The sequence below is a fragment of the Pantoea sp. y20 genome (assembly GCF_054903455.1).
The window spans coordinates 3,598,975-3,616,195 of the sequence record NZ_CM142816.1 but is presented as its reverse complement, the minus strand read 5'-3'; the positions used below and the strand labels follow the sequence as shown (position 1 = coordinate 3,616,195).

At 53.4% G+C, this 17,221-nt stretch carries 13 protein-coding genes and 1 tRNA gene; 10 read left to right on the top strand and 4 right to left on the bottom strand.

Annotated features, from left to right (window positions below):
- Positions 1–73: 73 nt before the first annotated feature.
- Positions 74–1,393, top strand: a complete 1,320-nt coding sequence (locus ACYAC5_RS16685) for a gluconate:H+ symporter (RefSeq protein WP_008103467.1) — start codon at positions 74–76, stop codon at positions 1,391–1,393.
- A 30-nt stretch (positions 1,394–1,423) separates the two neighbouring features.
- Here the strand turns inward: ACYAC5_RS16685 and ACYAC5_RS16680 are convergent, their stop codons facing one another.
- On the bottom strand, positions 1,424–2,143 hold the full coding sequence (locus ACYAC5_RS16680; RefSeq protein ID WP_309833064.1) for a purine nucleoside phosphorylase YfiH/LACC1 family protein: 720 nt from the start codon (positions 2,141–2,143) through the stop codon (positions 1,424–1,426).
- A 109-nt stretch (positions 2,144–2,252) separates the two neighbouring features.
- On the opposite strand from ACYAC5_RS16680, the gene ACYAC5_RS16675 reads away from it, so the two are divergent.
- The 3 genes from ACYAC5_RS16675 to ACYAC5_RS16665 all read left to right on the top strand — a co-directional run bounded on the left by ACYAC5_RS16675 (position 2,253) and on the right by ACYAC5_RS16665 (position 6,939).
- The gene (locus tag ACYAC5_RS16675; RefSeq protein WP_101762925.1) at positions 2,253–3,062 is read left to right on the top strand and encodes a 5'-nucleotidase, lipoprotein e(P4) family; all 810 of its coding nucleotides are present in this window, start codon (positions 2,253–2,255) and stop codon (positions 3,060–3,062) included.
- Between the two features lie 682 nt (positions 3,063–3,744).
- Positions 3,745–5,220: a SulP family inorganic anion transporter gene (locus tag ACYAC5_RS16670; RefSeq protein WP_377726298.1), complete on the top strand. Its 1,476-nt coding sequence runs from the start codon at positions 3,745–3,747 to the stop codon at positions 5,218–5,220.
- 294 nt (positions 5,221–5,514) lie between these two features.
- Entirely contained in the window at positions 5,515–6,939 is a 1,425-nt protein-coding gene (locus tag ACYAC5_RS16665) for a GGDEF domain-containing protein (protein ID WP_462062041.1), read from the top strand.
- Between the two features lie 16 nt (positions 6,940–6,955).
- On the opposite strand, the gene ddlA is transcribed toward ACYAC5_RS16665, so the two are convergent.
- Entirely contained in the window at positions 6,956–8,050 is a 1,095-nt protein-coding gene (gene ddlA, locus ACYAC5_RS16660) for a D-alanine--D-alanine ligase (protein ID WP_462062040.1), read from the bottom strand.
- Positions 8,051–8,317: 267 nt separating this feature from the next.
- On the opposite strand from ddlA, the gene ACYAC5_RS16655 reads away from it, so the two are divergent.
- The 4 genes from ACYAC5_RS16655 to ACYAC5_RS16640 all read left to right on the top strand — a co-directional run bounded on the left by ACYAC5_RS16655 (position 8,318) and on the right by ACYAC5_RS16640 (position 14,791).
- Entirely contained in the window at positions 8,318–10,618 is a 2,301-nt protein-coding gene (locus ACYAC5_RS16655; RefSeq protein WP_110867372.1) for a type I secretion system permease/ATPase, read from the top strand.
- A complete protein-coding gene (locus ACYAC5_RS16650) occupies positions 10,615–11,856 on the top strand; it encodes an HlyD family type I secretion periplasmic adaptor subunit (protein WP_137386563.1) in 1,242 nt (413 codons plus the stop codon). Before ACYAC5_RS16655 ends, ACYAC5_RS16650 begins: the two co-directional genes overlap by 4 nt.
- Positions 11,857–11,861: 5 nt before the next feature.
- A complete protein-coding gene (locus ACYAC5_RS16645) occupies positions 11,862–13,745 on the top strand; it encodes a TolC family protein (RefSeq protein ID WP_309833070.1) in 1,884 nt (627 codons plus the stop codon).
- Between the two features lie 341 nt (positions 13,746–14,086).
- Positions 14,087–14,791 (top strand): MgtC/SapB family protein, encoded by a 705-nt coding sequence (locus ACYAC5_RS16640; protein ID WP_110867369.1) that lies wholly within the window; start codon positions 14,087–14,089, stop codon positions 14,789–14,791.
- Between the two features lie 109 nt (positions 14,792–14,900).
- Here the strand turns inward: ACYAC5_RS16640 and ACYAC5_RS16635 are convergent.
- Positions 14,901–14,976, bottom strand: a tRNA-Ile gene (locus ACYAC5_RS16635).
- A gap of 187 nt (positions 14,977–15,163) precedes the next feature.
- Entirely contained in the window at positions 15,164–15,946 is a 783-nt protein-coding gene (locus tag ACYAC5_RS16630; protein WP_280172097.1) for an SDR family NAD(P)-dependent oxidoreductase, read from the bottom strand.
- Positions 15,947–16,080: 134 nt separating this feature from the next.
- Between ACYAC5_RS16630 and ACYAC5_RS16625 the strand changes: the two genes are divergently transcribed.
- Positions 16,081–16,668: a TetR/AcrR family transcriptional regulator gene (locus ACYAC5_RS16625; protein ID WP_192412310.1), complete on the top strand. Its 588-nt coding sequence runs from the start codon at positions 16,081–16,083 to the stop codon at positions 16,666–16,668.
- Entirely contained in the window at positions 16,665–17,180 is a 516-nt protein-coding gene (gene mug / locus ACYAC5_RS16620; protein WP_210081095.1) for a G/U mismatch-specific DNA glycosylase, read from the top strand. Before ACYAC5_RS16625 ends, mug begins: the two co-directional genes overlap by 4 nt.
- The last annotated feature ends 41 nt before the right edge of the window (positions 17,181–17,221 follow it).

Below are 17,221 nucleotides of genomic sequence, written 5' to 3'. Positions count from 1 at the left end.
GGGCGCGGCTGGCATTATCATCGGCCCGCGCCTAAACCTTAATCACCCCTCTGTATTCCTAAGGATAATAAAAATGCCAATAACCATCATTGTGCTGGGTGTGATACTGCTGCTGGTGTTGATGATTGTATTTAAGGTCAATGGCTTCATTGCTTTGGTATTTGTCTCGGCGGTGGTCGGTATTGCCGAAGGCATGACGCCACTGAATGTAATGGCCTCGATCCAGAAAGGTATCGGCTCGACGCTGGGCGGATTAGCCATGATCCTCGGCTTCGGCGCCATGCTCGGGCGGCTGGTTTCCGATACCGGTGCCGCACAACGCGTGGCTACCACGCTGATCGCCGCTTTTGGTAAAGAGCGGCTGCAATGGGCGCTGGTGGTGACCGGACTGATCGTCGGCCTGGCGATGTTCTATGAAGTTGGCTTCGTACTGTTGCTGCCGCTGGTGTTCACTATTGTGGCGGCTGCCGGTTTGCCGCTGCTGTACGTCGGCGTGCCGATGGTCGCCGCGCTCTCGGTCACTCACTGCTTCCTGCCGCCGCATCCTGGCCCAACGGCGATTGCCACTATCTTTGGCGCCAATCTCGGTACCACGTTGCTCTACGGCATGATCATCACCATTCCAACGGTGATTATTGCCGGACCGGTTTTCTCGAAGTTCCTTAAAAGCTTTGAGAAGTCACCGCCGGAAGGGCTCTACAACCCAAAAATCTTCACGGAAGAGGAGATGCCAGGCTTCGGCATCAGTATTTTTGCCGCAGTGATTCCGGTGGTGCTGATGGCGATTGCCGCCGTCTTCGAGTTGACCACGCCGAAAGAGAACGCGCTGCGTCAGTTCTTCGAATTCATCGGTAATCCGGCAGTGGCGCTGTTTATCGCGGTGGTGATAGCGGTACTGACGTTGGGGCTGCGCAATGGCCGTAAGATGGAAGAAGTGATGGATATGTGCGGCGAATCGATTGCCGCCATCGCCATGATCATCTTTATCATCGCGGGCGGCGGTGCATTTAAACAGGTGCTGGTGGACAGCGGCGTGGGTAACTACATTGCCGATATGATGAAGGGATCGTCACTGTCACCGCTGCTGATGTGCTGGACGGTTGCGGCAATGCTGCGCGTGGCGCTGGGTTCAGCCACGGTGGCGGCGATCACCACCGCCGGTATTGTGACGCCAATTATCGCGGCCACGCATGCCGATCCGGCCTTGATGGTACTGGCGGTGGGTTCCGGCAGCGTGATCGCTTCACACGTGAACGATCCCGGCTTCTGGCTATTTAAGGGCTACTTCAACCTGAGCGTGGTGGAAACCCTGAAAACCTGGACGGTGATGGAAACGTTAATCTCGATTCTCGGTTTAGCCGGCGTGTTGGCGCTCAATGCCATAATTCACTGATCGATAAAGCTTCACAAGGACGTGAAGCTCTTAACCGCGCGTGCGGATCCACGAGAAACGTGACTGATAGCCGCTGTCAAAATGGGTGTTGTAGCGATAGCTGGAACCCGATTCCGCCATGCAGTAGGTACAGACGTTTAGCACTTCAATATGTTCCGCCACCACTCCCCGCTGTAACAACAAGCCTCGCGCCAGGTTAGGCAGATCAAACCAGATTCCATCCTGCTGGGCCTGCGGCTGCGGACGGATCGCTTGTGCGTTGTGCGGCTGCTGGGTGGAATAGGGTAACGGCGGAAGATCGTGACGATCCTGCATCTGTGTCACCAGATCGTTACCCAGTTCATAGCAGCACGGCCCGATCGCTGGACCGATTACCACACGCAGCGTTTCACGGCTGGCGCCGCGCTCTAGCAGACGATCAATCGCGTTGTTCAATACGCCACCGAGCGTGCCTTTTAATCCGGCGTGCACCGCCGCAACCTGCTGTTGTTGCGGGTCGGCAAATAACACCGGCAGACAATCGGCGGTATACACCGCGACCGGCAGATGATCTTCGCCAATCAAGCCATCCGATTCGCAACGCTTAGGCGGGATGTTTTGGCTTGCCAGCAACACATTGGCGCTGTGACGCTGTTGACCATAAGCCGCCTCTGCCGGAACGGGCTGGCCAGCCGGCTGAAAGGCGTATTCCAGCCAGGAAAAGTCATCCAATAGTCTTGATCGTGGACCGCTGTGGGGGTGCTGTACCATAAGTGTCTCCTCTCACCAAACCGCTGCTTTCTGCTGCCCACAGCTTACGTTAACTGCTACATTTTTAAAGCTTTACAAAAACTGACCCTAATCACTTAAGGATGAAATGATGAAGAAAACCACCTTGCTGGCGGCATCCGGCTTAATGGCGCTGGCATTAACCGGTTGTGCGCAGCCTTCTAAACAGCAGGCTCAGCAGCAGCTCGGCCAGCAATCGGTACTGGCAGTGAACTGGTTCCAGCAATCTGGCGAATATCAGGCATTAAGCTGGCAGGCGTTTAACAGCGCGCGCATGGCCTTCGATCAGGCGCCATCGCTGGCGGGTAAACCGAAAGCGGTTATCGTCGATTTAGATGAAACGATGATTGATAACAGCGCCTACAGCGCGTGGCAGGCGAAAAACGGCCAGCCCTTCTCGGGTAAAACCTGGTCAGCGTGGACGCAGGCGCGTCAGGCAACGGCCGTTCCGGGCGCAGTGGAGTTTGCCAACTACGTCAACAGCCACGGCGGCACTATGTTCTATATCTCCAACCGCGACCAAAAAGATTTTGCCGCAACGGTGGAGAACCTGAATAAGCTGGGCTTCAGCGGCGTGAGCGAGAAAACGGTACGCTTGAGCACCGGCAATTCTAATAAGCAAGAGCGCTTCGACGCGGTGAAGAATGCCGGTTACAACGTGGTGCTGTATGTGGGCGACAACCTGAATGACTTTGGCGGTTCAACCTGGCATCAGGGAAATGCGCAGCGTCAGCAGTTCGTTAGCCTTAATCATCAGCGTTTTGGCACCCAATTTATCGTGTTACCGAACCCGCTGTATGGCGACTGGGAAAGTGGCATGGCGGAAAACTACAACAAACTCACGCCTGAGCAGCAACTGCAGGTGCGTGAAGCGCGTATGAAAGCGTGGAACGGTAAATAATTCGTCAGGTAAAATAGCGTCTGCTTAGGCAGGCGCATTCATGTCCTTTTCAGGTCCATCAATATTTACATAACTCCGTAACTATTATTCCCCTCACTGTTTTCCTGATCTCTTACTAAATTCATGGCAACTGAATAGCGAAATATCTCGTCTTATTTGCTGAATGGCAGTGAATCGCACTAATCATAAATTTTTTAATTAGGAATTCTCCCAGCTCATAAGGATTAAATTATAGCGTCGCTAAAATGGCATATAATTTTTGCGTGTATTGTTTTGTAATTGCACCGAAAATATCACATTTAAAATCGCTCTTATTTAATTGTTAATAATGCTTTTTATCGTTCCTTCTCATCATTCCGCTCCTTGCATAAACTTACCTGATTCATACGTTTATTGAAGTTTCGTTTACAAAAAAATTCGTTTTGTCGACGCCAGAAATATTCATGATGCAAGGTAATGCTTAAGCGTCTATAAACTATTTTTGTGAGGAAGTTCTGCTTTCATCCTCAATGGTTCTCCATAGCCGCGTTTGATGACGTCGCTATCTGCCTGAAAGCGATCTTTTTAAATGTTGAGAGAAGATTATTGTGATGACCCTGAAACCCTTATTAGTGATAAATCGTACTCTGGCTTTGCGGCGCCGCGCGCGGTTAATTCAGCCATCTGCAGAGGAATCAACGCCATGAATTTAAGCACGCTTCGTCAGGATATTCCGGCTGGTTTGGTGGTGTTTCTGGTCGCGCTGCCGCTGTGTCTTGGTATCGCGCAGGCGAGTGGATTGCCGCCCTTTGCGGGTCTGCTCACCGGCGTGATTGGTGGGTTGCTGGTGACTGCGCTGAGCCCCTCGCGTTTTGCGGTTAGTGGTCCGGCGGCGGGATTGGTAACGATTGTGGTCGCGTCGATCGCCACGCTAGGCAGCTTTTCCGCCTTTCTCACCGCGCTGATTCTGGCGGGTGTGTTGCAGTGCCTGTTTGGCTTACTGCGTGCAGGACGTTTTATCGCCTTAGTGCCGAGCAGCGTGATTAAAGGCATGCTGGCGGCGATTGGTATTTTGCTGATTATGCAGCAAATTCCGGTAGCATTCGGCGCGGCGGGCGATGTTGAGCTGTTGTCGCTGGTAAAAGGGGAATTTCATTTTTCCAGCAGCGCGATGCTGGTTGCTGGCGTGGGATTGGCTATTTTATGGCTGTGGACCACGCCGCTGATCAAGTCAGTTAAAGTGCTGAGCTGGATGCCCGGTCCGCTGGTAGCGGTGCTGGTGGGCTGTGCGGCGACGGTGTTTGGCGATCGCCTGTTTCCAGCGTTAGCTGATGGCTTGCCGCGTATCGCGCTGCCCGCGTTCGACAGCATGTCGGCGCTGGTGGCTGAACTGGAAACGCCAGACTGGCAAGCATGGCAGAATCCTGCGGTGTGGATGGTGGCGATCACGCTAGCGCTCGTCGCGAGCCTTGAAACGCTGCTCAGCCAGGAAGCGCTGAAGAAACTGCGTCCGCAACATCCTGCACCTTCACCCAACAAAGAGATGTTTGCGCAGGGCATTGGTAACCTGACCGCCGGTTTCCTTGGCGCGATGCCGATTACTGCAGTGATTGTGCGCAGTTCGGTGAACGTCAGCGTCGGCGCGCAAACCAAACTGTCGATTCTGATTCATGGTGTGCTGCTGTTAATCTGCGGCCTGTGGTTCAGTAATCTGCTTAACGCGATTCCCCTTGCCAGCCTTGCGGCGGTGCTGCTGTATACCGGCTATAAGCTGGCCACGCCGCGCCTGTTCATTGAGCAGATGCGCATGGGACCGCAGCAATATGTGCCATTCCTTGCCACCATCGGCGGCATTATTGTGTTTGGCATGCTGGCCGGCATCGGAATTGGCATCGCTACGCAAATCCTCTACAGCATCTATAAAAGCCATCGCAACGCCTTGCAGCTTACGCGACATGACGATCACTACGTTTTACGCCTGCAGCAAAATCTGACCTTTATGCACAATCCAAAGCTGCAGGGATTGCTGGCGGAGATCCCGGAAAACAGCGTGGTGATTGCTGAGCACGGCAATGCCCAATATATGGATCCCGACGTTAAAGCGGTGCTAAAAGACTTTGGTGAAAACGCACGCCAACGTGGCATTCGTCTGAGTCAATGGCCTGTTGCGGTGAAATAGCCATAAGTCTGTGCTGGAACAACCGTTTTTAAAACTAAAAATCGGATATCTCGGATAGCCGATTTTTTTATTTACAGGGCATAATTGCCACAAGTTTTATCCTTTGTCTCTGGCGTTTCCACAATGCCATTTGGCGCGACGCTGCTTTTTATGGCAGGTGAGCGCCGTCCAGCCGCAGAGTAGGATGACGAACACTTGCTTAATTACCGAATCATCGCACGGTTATTTCCGGTTTAATGCTTGCTGATGCTTAGGGTTGATGCCGGCACTTTCCAGGTTACAGGGTTCAGACGTATGCGCGTTATGCTGTTTGAAGAGAATAATTTTAAAAAGAATGCCCTCACGCTGTTCTTCATTACGCTGTTTTTCTGCTTTATCGGCAGCCATTTACGCATCCCCGAAGAGTTCTCACTATTCTGGCCGGTGAATGCGCTGGTGGCGGGATTAATAGTGAGGAATCCGTTTTTGCACACTACCTCCAGCTATCTGGTGTGCTTCAGTGCGATGATTTTTAACGACACGGTATTTTCCGGCTGGGCGCTGCCAGCGTTTACCGTCAATTTTGCCAACATTCTGTTTATTCTCGTCGCGGTCAGCATGCTGATCAAACATCTGCAACGTCCTTCCGCCCACAGCCAGGTGTTCAATGCTATGCGCATTTTTCCCGCCTGTTTTCTTGGCGCGGCGGCTTGTGCAACCTGGGGCGCGTGGGCACAGGATATTGATTTCAATGCGCGCTTTATTGTGGCGTGGAGCGACTGGTTCAGCGAACAGTTCTCTACTTCGCTGATGCTGCTGCCGGTGATGCTGGCACGCCCGCTGCGAACGGTTTCACCGCGCACCTTAATGCATCCCGGCAAATTGCTGCCGCTGGCGGCGGTCATCCTGTCACTGATCGTTGGGGCATTGATTGGCGGGGCCGGCAGCCTGACGTTCCCGGTTCCAGCGCTGATCTGGTGCGCCATCGTGTTGCCGATTCCATTGACCAGCTTGGTGATCCTGATAACCGGTATCACGGAGATTGTGCTGGTGTCGCATGGTGTGATGAACATCCAGGGTGACGATGCACTGCTGCCGATTAGCCATCTCACCTCGGCACGGCTTGGCGTCGCCACCGTTGCGCTCAGCCCGCTGCTGGTAGCGGTGAGCATGGATGCGATCCGCCAGTTAAATCATCGCCTTGCACTCCGCGCTAATTTTGATTTTCTCACCCAGTTGCTGTCCCGTTCCGGTCTGTATGAAAGCTTAAGAAATGAACCTTTCTCGCTACAACGGGAAGCTGGCGTTATTATGCTTGATGTCGACTATTTCAAAGCCATTAACGACAATTTTGGCCACGATGCCGGTGATTGCGTGCTGGAAGAGATTGCGCGGCGCATTCAGCGTGTGGTTGGCAATCGTGGCATGGTGTGTCGCTTTGGTGGCGAAGAGTTTGTGATGGTGATGTTCGATTGTAGTCATAGCCAGCTTTACCAACTCGCCGAAACGGTACGTCAGGCGATGGTCAAAGAGAAGTTCTGGATTCAGGGCAATACGGTGACGGTAACTGCCAGTTTAGGTCTGGCGCGCGGCAGTGCGCAAAACGAACGTGAATGGCCAAGCGTGATCAATCGCTTAGTGTCAGCGGCGGATAAGAATCTTTATCTTTCCAAACGTAATGGCCGTAATCAAACCTCACCGGCGATGGAGCCGCGCAGCATGATGAATGACGTGGCCTGAGCCACGTCATGGCGATTCAAACGCTACTTTTCAGTTGGCTGGTTTGCTGGTGACGCTGCTGAGCCAGCTCAATCAGACGGGAAATCAGATCGCTGTAGCTCAAACCCGCGGCCTGCCATAACTTCGGATACATGCTGATATTGGTAAAACCTGGCAAAGTATTCACTTCATTGACAATGATCTCGCCGCTTTCCGTCAGGAACACGTCAACACGCGCCATGCCAAAACACTCCAGCGCCTGAAACGCAGTAATTGCCACCTGACGAATTGCCTCGCTGGCTTCATCGCTGATTGCCGCTGGCACCACCACTTGCGCACCGCTTTCGCTGATGTATTTGGTGTCGTATGAGTAGAAGGCATCATGCACCACCACTTCGCCGCACGGGCTGGCTTCTGGCGTATCGTTGCCCAGCACGGCACATTCAATCTCGCGCCCCTTAATCCCTTGCTCGATCAAGACTTTGCGATCAAACGTAAAGGCGAGATCCAGCGCGGCATCGAACGCTTCAGGGCTGTCGACTTTGCTCACGCCAACGGACGATCCCTGGTTAGCCGGTTTGATAAACAGCGGCAGGCCAAAGCGTGCAATCACGGCCTCAGCATCAATGTTCGCGCGCTGTGCCTGCGTCACGCTCAGCCAGGGTGCAACGTTCAGTCCGGCATCACGCAGCAGCCGCTTGGTAAAATCTTTGTCCATGCTGACGGCAGACCCGAGCACGTCAGAGCCGACAAACGGCAGATTCGCCATACGCAATAAGCCCTGTAGCGAGCCATCTTCACCCAGCGTGCCGTGCACGATGGGGAAAATGACATCCAGCTGTGACAAAGGCTGCGCTTGCTGACGGGTAATCAGCTGCTGGGAAGAACTGCCCGGAACCAGCGCAACATTTTCACCTGAACGATTAAGCGCAATCAGCTTCGGGTTCTCAGCGTTGAGCAAGTATCCCGAAGCATCATTGAGATGCCATTCACCCTGTTTATCTATTCCCAGCAACACCACCTCGTACTTGCTCTTATCGATGGCTTCGAGGATGTTTTTGGCCGATTGTAATGACACTTCATGCTCGGCCGATTTGCCGCCAAACACGATCCCTACGCGCTGTTTCACCATTGCTATTTGTCCGATTGCGATAAAGCGAGCCAGTAAGATAACACGCCCAGGACGAGCATCAACAGCCTTGCATTTTTCTGCGCCAGGCAGTGCAAAAAGCCCGCCTCCGTGCCTGCAATCACGAGTTTAAACAATTATTCCTAACCGTTTGAGACAAGTCTTGGACTGCTCAAAACCTGCCTTCTGTCAGAATTTTCCCAATTCAAACAGGTGCAACGGTGGGCAATGTGCTCACCGTTTTTTTGTCAGGTTTACAGGAGTCGGGAAATGGTCGACCAGAAGCAGGATGCTGTGGAGCAGGATGCGCGTTCTGTTGCTCGTATTGAAACCACGGTAGATGACACGCTGTTAAAAAGCGTGGCTTGGATCTGCAAACACTATAAACGCGAGAAAAGTGAAGAAGCGCTGGTGGCAGGTTTGCCAAAAGCGACATTGCTCTCACCATCACAGGCCATGACAGCGCTCGAAAACGCCGGCATTACCGGCGGCATGGTTGAGCGTCGTCTGCAGGATCTGCCGGAGCAGTTGATGCCGATGATTCTGCTGCGCAAAGGGGGCGGCGGTTGCATTGTGCTGTCGCGCCGCATTCACACTAATGAGGAAAATCAACGCGAATTGCGCTTCCAGCTGGTGATGCCAGAAGTCAGCGCTTCAGCCGTTGAGATGAATCTGGCCGAGCTGAATGAGATCTACGCGGGCTTCGCCGTCATGGCGAAACCCACTGCTGTGGTCGATGAGCGCGCCAGTGAAATGCTGCCGGAAGTAAAAGGCCATTGGCTGTTCACCACACTGTGGCGCTATCGCCGCTATTACCGCAGTGCCGCGATTGCGGCGGTATTGATCAACGTTCTCGGTCTTTCCAGCATCTTCTTCACCATGAACGTCTATGACCGTGTGGTGCCGAACCAGGCATTCGTGACGCTGTGGTCACTGGCGATTGGCGTGACCATTGCGATGATCTTCGAAGCCGTTACCCGCTTCGTACGCGCGCATCTGCTGGATATGGCCGGTAAAAAGGCCGATTTAGTGCTCGGCAGTATGCTGTTCCGCCAGGCACTTTCTATCCAGATGGAACACAAACCCGCTTCCTCCGGTACCTTCGCCAACCAGATTCGTGAGTATGAATCGGTACGTGACTTCGTGGCATCTGCCACGCTGGCGGCGATTTCCGATCTGCCCTTCATTCTGATGTTTGTGGGTGTGATCTTCTTTATCAGCGGTCCGCTGGCGATCATTCCACTGATGATGATCCCATTAATCATCATCGTCAGTGCCGCGATCCAGTGGCCGCTGGCCCGCATCATGAAAGAGAACCTGCGTGACGCCTCACTCAAGCAAGGTGTGCTGATCGAATCGGTTGAAGGTATGGAAACGCTGAAAGCAGTGGGCGGTGAAGCACACATGCAGCGTCGCTGGGAAAACTTCAGCGCACTGCAATCCGCTAACTCGATGAAATCAAAACGTTACTCAACGCTGGCAACCGGCGTGGTGACGTTCCTGCAGCAGTTTCAAACGGTGATGTTGGTGGTGGCCGGTGTTTATCTGATCAATGAAGGCACTTTCACCATGGGTGCGATGATCGCCACCGTGATGCTTGCCAGCCGCGCGACTGGCCCGCTCGGTCAGGTTATTGGCCTGGCTGTGCGTTATCAGCAAGCAAAAGCGGCGCTAACGTCACTCAATAAGCTGATGGAGATGCCTATTGATCGTGACAGCAGCAAAACCTATCTCACCGATCCGCCGCTGAGTGGTGAGATCACGCTGACCAATGTCAACTTCTCCTATCCGGCACCGCCAATGAAGCCGAACCCAGAGATCCTCAAAGATATCTCGTTGAGCATTAAAGCCGGGGAACGCGTCGCGATTCTTGGCCGCATCGGTAGCGGTAAATCCACCTTATTACGTGTGATGGCGCGTCTTTACCAACCGGTGAAAGGTCAGCTTTCGGCCGATGGTCTGGATGTTAATCAGATTGATCCGGCGGACTGGCGCAAGGCTGTTGGCTTTGTCGGTCAGGATGCGCGTCTGTTCTACGGCACGCTGCGCGAAAACGTAATGATTGGGCGCCCGGACGCCACCGCCAATGAGCTGCTGCGCGTGCTAAATCTGACCGGTTTGGACCACGTTGCGGCACGCCATCCAAGTGGTATCAATTTAACGGTTGGCGAGGGCGGCGAAGGCTTGTCTGGCGGTCAGCGTCAGCTGGTTTCTCTGGCGCGAACGCTGCTCACCCGTCCTAAAGTGCTGCTGATGGATGAGCCAACCAGCGCCATGGATAGCATGACGGAAAACCAATTCCTCGCGCATTTACGTCGCGCCAGTGAAGGACACACGCTGATTGTGGTGACGCATCGTCCATCCATTCTGGCATTGGTCGATCGCATCATCGTGGTGGAAGAAGGCAAAGTGGTGGCGGATGGCCCGAAAGATCAGGTGCTTGCCGCTTTAGAAGGAAAAAATAAAGCCCGCAAACAGCCGCGTCAGGCGGTTGAACCGGCGGTACGTGCGCCAGCTCCCGCTAACGATTCAGCGCCGAAGCAAGCAGCAGCAGAGGAGGCCGCAGTATGAGCAAGTTAATGTCATGGCGTAAGAGCGAGAAAGGTATGTCCGCTGCTGATGCCGAATTTATGAATGACGTGCAGGCTTCTCTGCTGTCGCAGACCACGCCGGGTTCCAAGCTAGTGATGTGGATCATCATTGCGGTGTTAGTTGGTGGCCTTACCTGGGCCAATTACGCACGAGTCGAAGAGATCACTAAAGGCGATGGCAAGGTCATCTCACGCAGCCGTGAACAGGTTATTCAAAGCCTGGAAGGCGGCATTCTGGCAGAGATGAATGTGCGTGAAGGTACGGTTGTAGATCGCGGTGATGTGCTACTGAAAATTGACCCAACGCGTGCGCAATCCAGCTATCGCGAAGTACTGAGTAAAGTGGTGGGTCTGAAGGGCAGCATTGCACGCTTACGTGCTGAAGCTTATTCATTGCCACTGGCGTTTGATGAGCAGGTACAGAGCGATCCCGCCGTTGTGGCGCAGGAAACTAAAGCTTATGAATCGCGCAAACGTGCGCTAAGTGACAGCATCAACTCATTGCAACGCAGTTACGCACTTTCGATGCGCGAGATACATCTGGCTGAGCCGTTAGCGGCCAAAGGTCTCTTGTCGGAAGTCGAACTACTGCGTATGCAGCGTCAGGCCAATGACATTCAGGCGCAAATCGTCGAACGTCGTAACCGCTATCAATCAGATGCCCACACCGAGCTGGGACGCCTGGAATTAGAACTGAGCCAGGTTAGCGAAAACCTGATTGGCCGTGCCGATATTGTTGATCGCACCACGATCGTCGCACCGGTGCGTGGCACGGTGAAAAACGTACGCGTTAACACCATTGGCGGGGTTATTCAGCCGGGTGAGCACATCCTCGAAATCGTTCCGCTGGAAGAGCAGTTGCTGGTGGAGGGAAAAATCCGTCCGTCGGATGTCGCCTTCCTGCGTCCAGGCTTACCGGCCAAGGTGAAAATCACCGCCTATGACTTTGCCATTTACGGCGGGCTTGATGGGCACGTGGAGTATATCAGTCCGGATACCTTAAAAGACGATCAAAAAGCCGCCAGTGGACGCCCGGATGATACCTACTATCGCGTACTGATCCTGACGGATAAAAGCACGCTGCACGCAGGTAACAAAGATCTGCCGATCATTCCCGGCATGATCGCTACCGTCGAGGTGCGCACGGGTGAGAAAACCATTCTCGATTACCTGCTGAAGCCGGTCCTGAAAGCTAAAGAAGCATTCCGCGAGCGTTAATAATCATGAAAAATAATAACAAGATGCGCCATGCACAGGCGCGTCATCTCTCTCTGCTTGCCGTTTGTATTGCCGTTGTGATGGCGCCCGCGGTTAACGTGATGGCGGATTCCACCAGTGAGTTGATGATGTTTGCGGAAATGAGCGGCCAGCGTCCTGTCGCTCCTGCGGCAGCGCCGGTGCGAACGCAACGTTTGCAAGGTTCTACGGCGCCTGCATCTGCTCCAACGACACCTGCGGCAAAGGTTGCGCAACCAACGTTCACTGCGCCAGCGCCGCTGTTTGTTGAAAGACAGATACCGGAGGTCGCGATTACTCCGCGGGTTCAGCCGTCAGTTGCGCCAATCGTACCGGCCCCAATAGCAGAAGCGCCGCACCAGCGCGAAGCCGCCGAACGTCCTGCACAGATCAGCGCGAAAACCAGCCAGTATGCTGAAATTCAGGGCGGAGGTTTCCTGACGGAGGATCAGCGTCGCCCTGAACCACAGCTGTTTAACCCGATGCAATCGTCGCGAAATGTGGGTCAGCAGCAGGCGGCAGCAACGAAAACCTATGCTCCAGCTGAAAGCGCTAAGGCAGATTTTAGTTATGTTAGCCTTCCAGCAGCGACTGCAGCGGCAGAAACGACTTCACCCGTTACGTTAAGCGGCGGAGTTAATGAAACAGTTGCCGAGAGTGAAATACGGCAAAAGTTTCTCTCAGCTGCGCGTATCACCTGGCGAATCAGCCCGGCACTGAAGTCCTATATCGCTCAGGGTGATGCGGCTGAAGCCAGCGTAGATGAAGCGAAAGGCCAGCGCTGGCCACAAGTTGATGTAAGTGCCGCTTCGGCAACCAAAGAGTTTGGTGGTGGAACTAAAAATTATGAATACCAAGGGAATATGCCGTCTTTAGGTGTTTCAGTAGCGACTAATCTAATCGACTTTGGCCAAACCAGTCGCACCATTGAAAGTCGCGAAGAGCGCGTTAAGTCAGCCTTACAGTCGGTACAGGCACAGCGAGAAGATTTGGCGATGCAGGTAAGTAACGCCTTGATTGAGTGGAATAAACAGCAGCACGTCATCGCCATCAGTAAGCAGTATTTGGCGCGTATGGCAGAGCTGACCAAAATGCTCAGCGGTATTGTTCAGTCAGATACTGGACGTCGCAGCGAACTGACGCAGGCAAAAGGGCGCTTACTGCAAGCGCAAAGCTACCTGGAAAATGCCGAGTCTCGCGCGCGGGATGTTGAAATCACTCTGAATCGCCTGATGGGCAACAACCGCGTGACGTTACCAGCCAGCGATAAGTGGGCGCTTTCCTTTGGTGATTTAAACCGCCAACTGACGAGTTTGGATGTCCATCCTCTGATCTTGCGCGCCAGCGCTGAGGAGCGAGCAGCATTCAAAGAGGCAGAGGCGATCAAAGCTTCTGGCCTGCCAAAGCTCAACTGGACGGTAAGCAAAAACACTCGTGAAGACCAGCTCGGACGACAACAGGCATGGCAAACCGGCCTGAACGTTAGCTGGGGCTTATTCCGCGGCGGTTCAACCAACGCCCAGGAAATTGCGGCGATTAAACGTGCCGAAGCGAGTCGTCAGCAGGTGCAGGAGCAACGCCGCGATCTGGAAAATCGTGTGCGTGCTGCCAACCAGAATGCCCACTCAACAGCGGAACGCGCCGTGCTGTATAAAAACCTGATTGTGGAATCCGATCGGATTCGTAAGGACTTCTTTGATCAGTGGTATCACTTAGGCCGCCGTTCATTGCTGGATGTATTGAGCGCAGAAAGCGATCTGTACAACAACCAGGTCAGTGAAGTCAGCAACCGTTTCGATAGCTATGCCGCCATTATCAGCGGATATGCTAACTCGGGCACGCTAAGTCGTTGGCTAACGACGGGGCGATAACAATTCCATACACCCGCTTCGGCGGGTTTTTTGTTTTAACCCAACGTAAACGAACGGGCTATTTGAGTTGGCAATGCTGCGTAAGTCACCTTAGAATCGCGGCGAATTTTTACCCAAGAGGAGAACGGCATTGGACACAAGTCCCAAACGATTACAGCAGGACCTCGCGGTAAGATAGCCTTCACGCTGTCTTAACTGCGCGTTAAGACGGTGAATTTCCTTCCAGAATCACCACTTTTCATAAGCACAATGCGGCTGGTTCCCAGCGGTATTCGCACTGTCTGTAATCCATTTATTAATCTTTTGTTCCGCAAACAGAAAGCTGCGGATTGAGGTCTATCATGGATTGGAAAATCTTTTTACTGCGCGTCACCGTCGCGCTGGTTTTGGGTGCGCTGATCGGCAGTGAGCGCCAACTACGTCAACGCATGACCGGATTACGCACCAATGCGTTGGTGAGCACCGGCGCTTGTCTCTTCGTTCTGATGACACAAAGCGTGCCCGGCATCGCTACGGATGCGTCACGCGTTGCGGCTTATGTGGTTTCCGGTATCGGTTTCCTCGGCGGCGGAGTGATCATGCGCGATGGCTTGAACATCCGCGGATTGAATACCGCCGCCACCTTATGGTGCACCGCGGCCATTGGCGTGCTGTGCAGCATGGGATTGCTGCTGGAGGCGGCCCTCGGCTGCATGGTGATCCTGTGCGCGAATATACTGCTGCGTGAACTGGCCTTGGGTATCAACCGCCAAACCATCGTCTCAGCAGCCGAAGCGATGCAACACTATAAAGTACAAATCATCTGCCTCGCGCAGGATGAGGTTCAGGTTCGCAGCCTAATGCTGCACACGCTGGGCGGCAGCGGATTGCGCCTGCAATCACTGCACAGTGAGGATTTGGATCCGCCGCATCGCATGGAGGTGAATGCTGAGGTGATTGGCAATCCAACATTAACCGATCAGCTGGAAAGCCTGGTGAGCCGCATCAGTCTGGAAAAGGGCGTAAGTTCGGTGCGGTGGCAGGTGAATGAGTTGGAGCGTGATTGATATTTAGATGTGCTTTAGAAAACGTATCGCCATTTGATCGCCACTATGAATGACAAACAAAAAGCCACCTCAAAAGGTGGCTTAACTGCATGATTTTCATCGCTAAATTTGGTGGCCCCTGCTGGGTTTGAACCAGCGACCAAGCGATTATGAGTCGCCTGCTCTAACCACTGAGCTAAGGGGCCAGCGGAGCGGGGATTATAGAGTATCTTGTTAGGGTGATCCAGAGTTCGCCATTTGGATGGTGAAAATTACAGCAATAGCTGACTCATTGATCTCAAAAGAAAATTCTATCGTCCCACGCTCTACGCTTATTAAGCGCCCAACCAGCATTGGTTTTTGAGACCAGGCTCATTCGAAAGTTTGCTTATGCTACAAATAGCGTGATGCAGGCTTGTTAAGCGAGATGAACGGCAATATGGCGATGCGTGCTTCTTCATAGCTCTGCCAAAGCTGCACATCTTCAACGGATGGGATGGTCACCAACTCGCCGGCATCAAGTCCACGTAGCGCAGCCGAGACTAAATCATCCACTTCCATCAGCATCTCAGCGGGAATTTCGTTAATGGATTTTCCTGCGCGCTCGAAGATCTCGGTACGCGTTAAGCCTGGCAACACCGCCTGCATACGCACACCGCTTTCGGCTAATTCACGATGCAAATTACGGGTCAGGGAAAGCACATACGCTTTGCTGGCGTTGTACGCGCCATTCGCCGATTCGCTCACTAGCGCTAGCACTGAAGCAATATTCACTATCGTACCATTGCGACGTGCACGAAACGCCTGCGCAGCAGTGTGGGCCAGCTGTGTCAGCGCCACGATATTTAACGTCAGCATTGTTTGAATTTTCGCGATGTCACCGTCGATGAATTCACCTTCAACCGTCATGCCCGCATTGTTTACCAGCAGAGTAATCGCTTTATTTTGCTGGATTTCGTGATCGACTCTTTGCAAATCATCATGGTTGGTGAGATCGGCCGCTAACACGCTGACTTCAACGCCATGTGATTCACACAAAGATTGCGCCAACAGATTGAGCCTGGCTGCATCGCGCGCCACCAGAATCAAGTTTGTGCCGCGTGCTGCCAGCTGTTTTGCATAGGTCGCGCCAATTCCGCTTGATGCGCCGGTGATTAAAGCCAGGTGTTGTGACATGGTGTATTCCTTTAAATGATGGTTATCATATTTACGAGGTTTAATATGACGACCATAATATTTGTCGTCAAGCTAGAATATGATGGTTGTAATAATTACACTGATTGCTATCAACGATATCGGAGTCAATGAAGATGGAAAAGCTGAGCCATAAAGCGCGTACGCGACAGCGCATTCTGGATGAAGCCTCTGTGGTAATGCGCGAGAACGGCACTGAAAGCATCGGTGTCGCGGCGCTGATGAAGCGCGTGGGCTTAACGCACGGCGGCTTTTATGCCCACTTCGCCTCGCGCGAAGATTTAGTGCAAGCGGTGATCGCTGAGATGTTTGCCGATTCGGCGCGCCGCTTTGCGGATATCACCTCAATTAACGATCCCGCTGAACGACTGAGTCAGTTAATCGATAGCTATTTATCCGAGCATCATTGCAACACGCCGGGTGAAGGCTGTCCGCTGCCTGCGCTGGTGAGTGAAATGGCACATTTATCGGTTGAGGCGCGCACACTATTTTCCCAGCGCCGAGAAGCGATGCGGCAGCGCCTGGCGTTGACGCTACATGAACTTAACCATCCGCATGCGGATGACGCCGCGACCACCATGTTGGCTGAGATGGTTGGCGCGGTGGCAATGGCACGCGCTTGTCCGGACGACGAGGAAGCACGTACGATGCTTGCGAGCAGTCGTCGGTCGGTAAAACAACGCGCCGGACTGGAGATGGCATGAGCGAGCACGATATCCGCGACATTATTGCGCCTGATTTACAGGTACTGTTTTGTGGCATCAATCCGGGCAAATCGTCGGCGCACACCGGATTTCATTTTGCGCATCCCGGCAATCGCTTTTGGAAGGTGATTTACCAAGCCGGCTTTACGCGCGAGTTACTTAAGCCCGAGCAGGAGCAGCGGCTGCTGGAAACCGGCTGTGGCATCACCATGCTGGTGGAGCGTCCAACGGTGCAGGCTAACGAGTTGGACGGCGATGAATTACGCGACGGTGGTTCACGCCTGCAGCAAAAAATTCTCCATTATCAGCCGCGTGCGTTGGCGGTGTTGGGCAAGGATGCTTTTCAGAAAGCGTTTCGTCAGCGCAAAGTTGAGTGGGGCGAGCAGCCGCAAACGCTGGGTGAAACGCGTTTGTGGGTGCTGCCTAATCCGAGCGGGTTAAATCGTGCGACGCTGGAAGAGATGGCCGCATCCTATCGCAAACTGCATGATTGGCTGCAGAACAACGCGTGAAAGAGCTATTCTTCAGGCAATAAAAAACCCCGGCAAGCCAG

Coding starts and splice junctions, on each gene's coding strand:
- ACYAC5_RS16685 (WP_008103467.1), top strand. CDS start 74: ATGCCAATAACCATCATTGTGCTGGGTGTGATACTGCTGCTGGTGTTG.
- ACYAC5_RS16680 (WP_309833064.1), bottom strand. CDS start 2,143: ATGGTACAGCACCCCCACAGCGGTCCACGATCAAGACTATTGGATGAC.
- ACYAC5_RS16675 (WP_101762925.1), top strand. CDS start 2,253: ATGAAGAAAACCACCTTGCTGGCGGCATCCGGCTTAATGGCGCTGGCA.
- ACYAC5_RS16670 (WP_377726298.1), top strand. CDS start 3,745: ATGAATTTAAGCACGCTTCGTCAGGATATTCCGGCTGGTTTGGTGGTG.
- ACYAC5_RS16665 (WP_462062041.1), top strand. CDS start 5,515: ATGCGCGTTATGCTGTTTGAAGAGAATAATTTTAAAAAGAATGCCCTC.
- ddlA (WP_462062040.1), bottom strand. CDS start 8,050: ATGGTGAAACAGCGCGTAGGGATCGTGTTTGGCGGCAAATCGGCCGAG.
- ACYAC5_RS16655 (WP_110867372.1), top strand. CDS start 8,318: ATGGTCGACCAGAAGCAGGATGCTGTGGAGCAGGATGCGCGTTCTGTT.
- ACYAC5_RS16650 (WP_137386563.1), top strand. CDS start 10,615: ATGAGCAAGTTAATGTCATGGCGTAAGAGCGAGAAAGGTATGTCCGCT.
- ACYAC5_RS16645 (WP_309833070.1), top strand. CDS start 11,862: ATGAAAAATAATAACAAGATGCGCCATGCACAGGCGCGTCATCTCTCT.
- ACYAC5_RS16640 (WP_110867369.1), top strand. CDS start 14,087: ATGGATTGGAAAATCTTTTTACTGCGCGTCACCGTCGCGCTGGTTTTG.
- ACYAC5_RS16630 (WP_280172097.1), bottom strand. CDS start 15,946: ATGTCACAACACCTGGCTTTAATCACCGGCGCATCAAGCGGAATTGGC.
- ACYAC5_RS16625 (WP_192412310.1), top strand. CDS start 16,081: ATGGAAAAGCTGAGCCATAAAGCGCGTACGCGACAGCGCATTCTGGAT.
- mug (WP_210081095.1), top strand. CDS start 16,665: ATGAGCGAGCACGATATCCGCGACATTATTGCGCCTGATTTACAGGTA.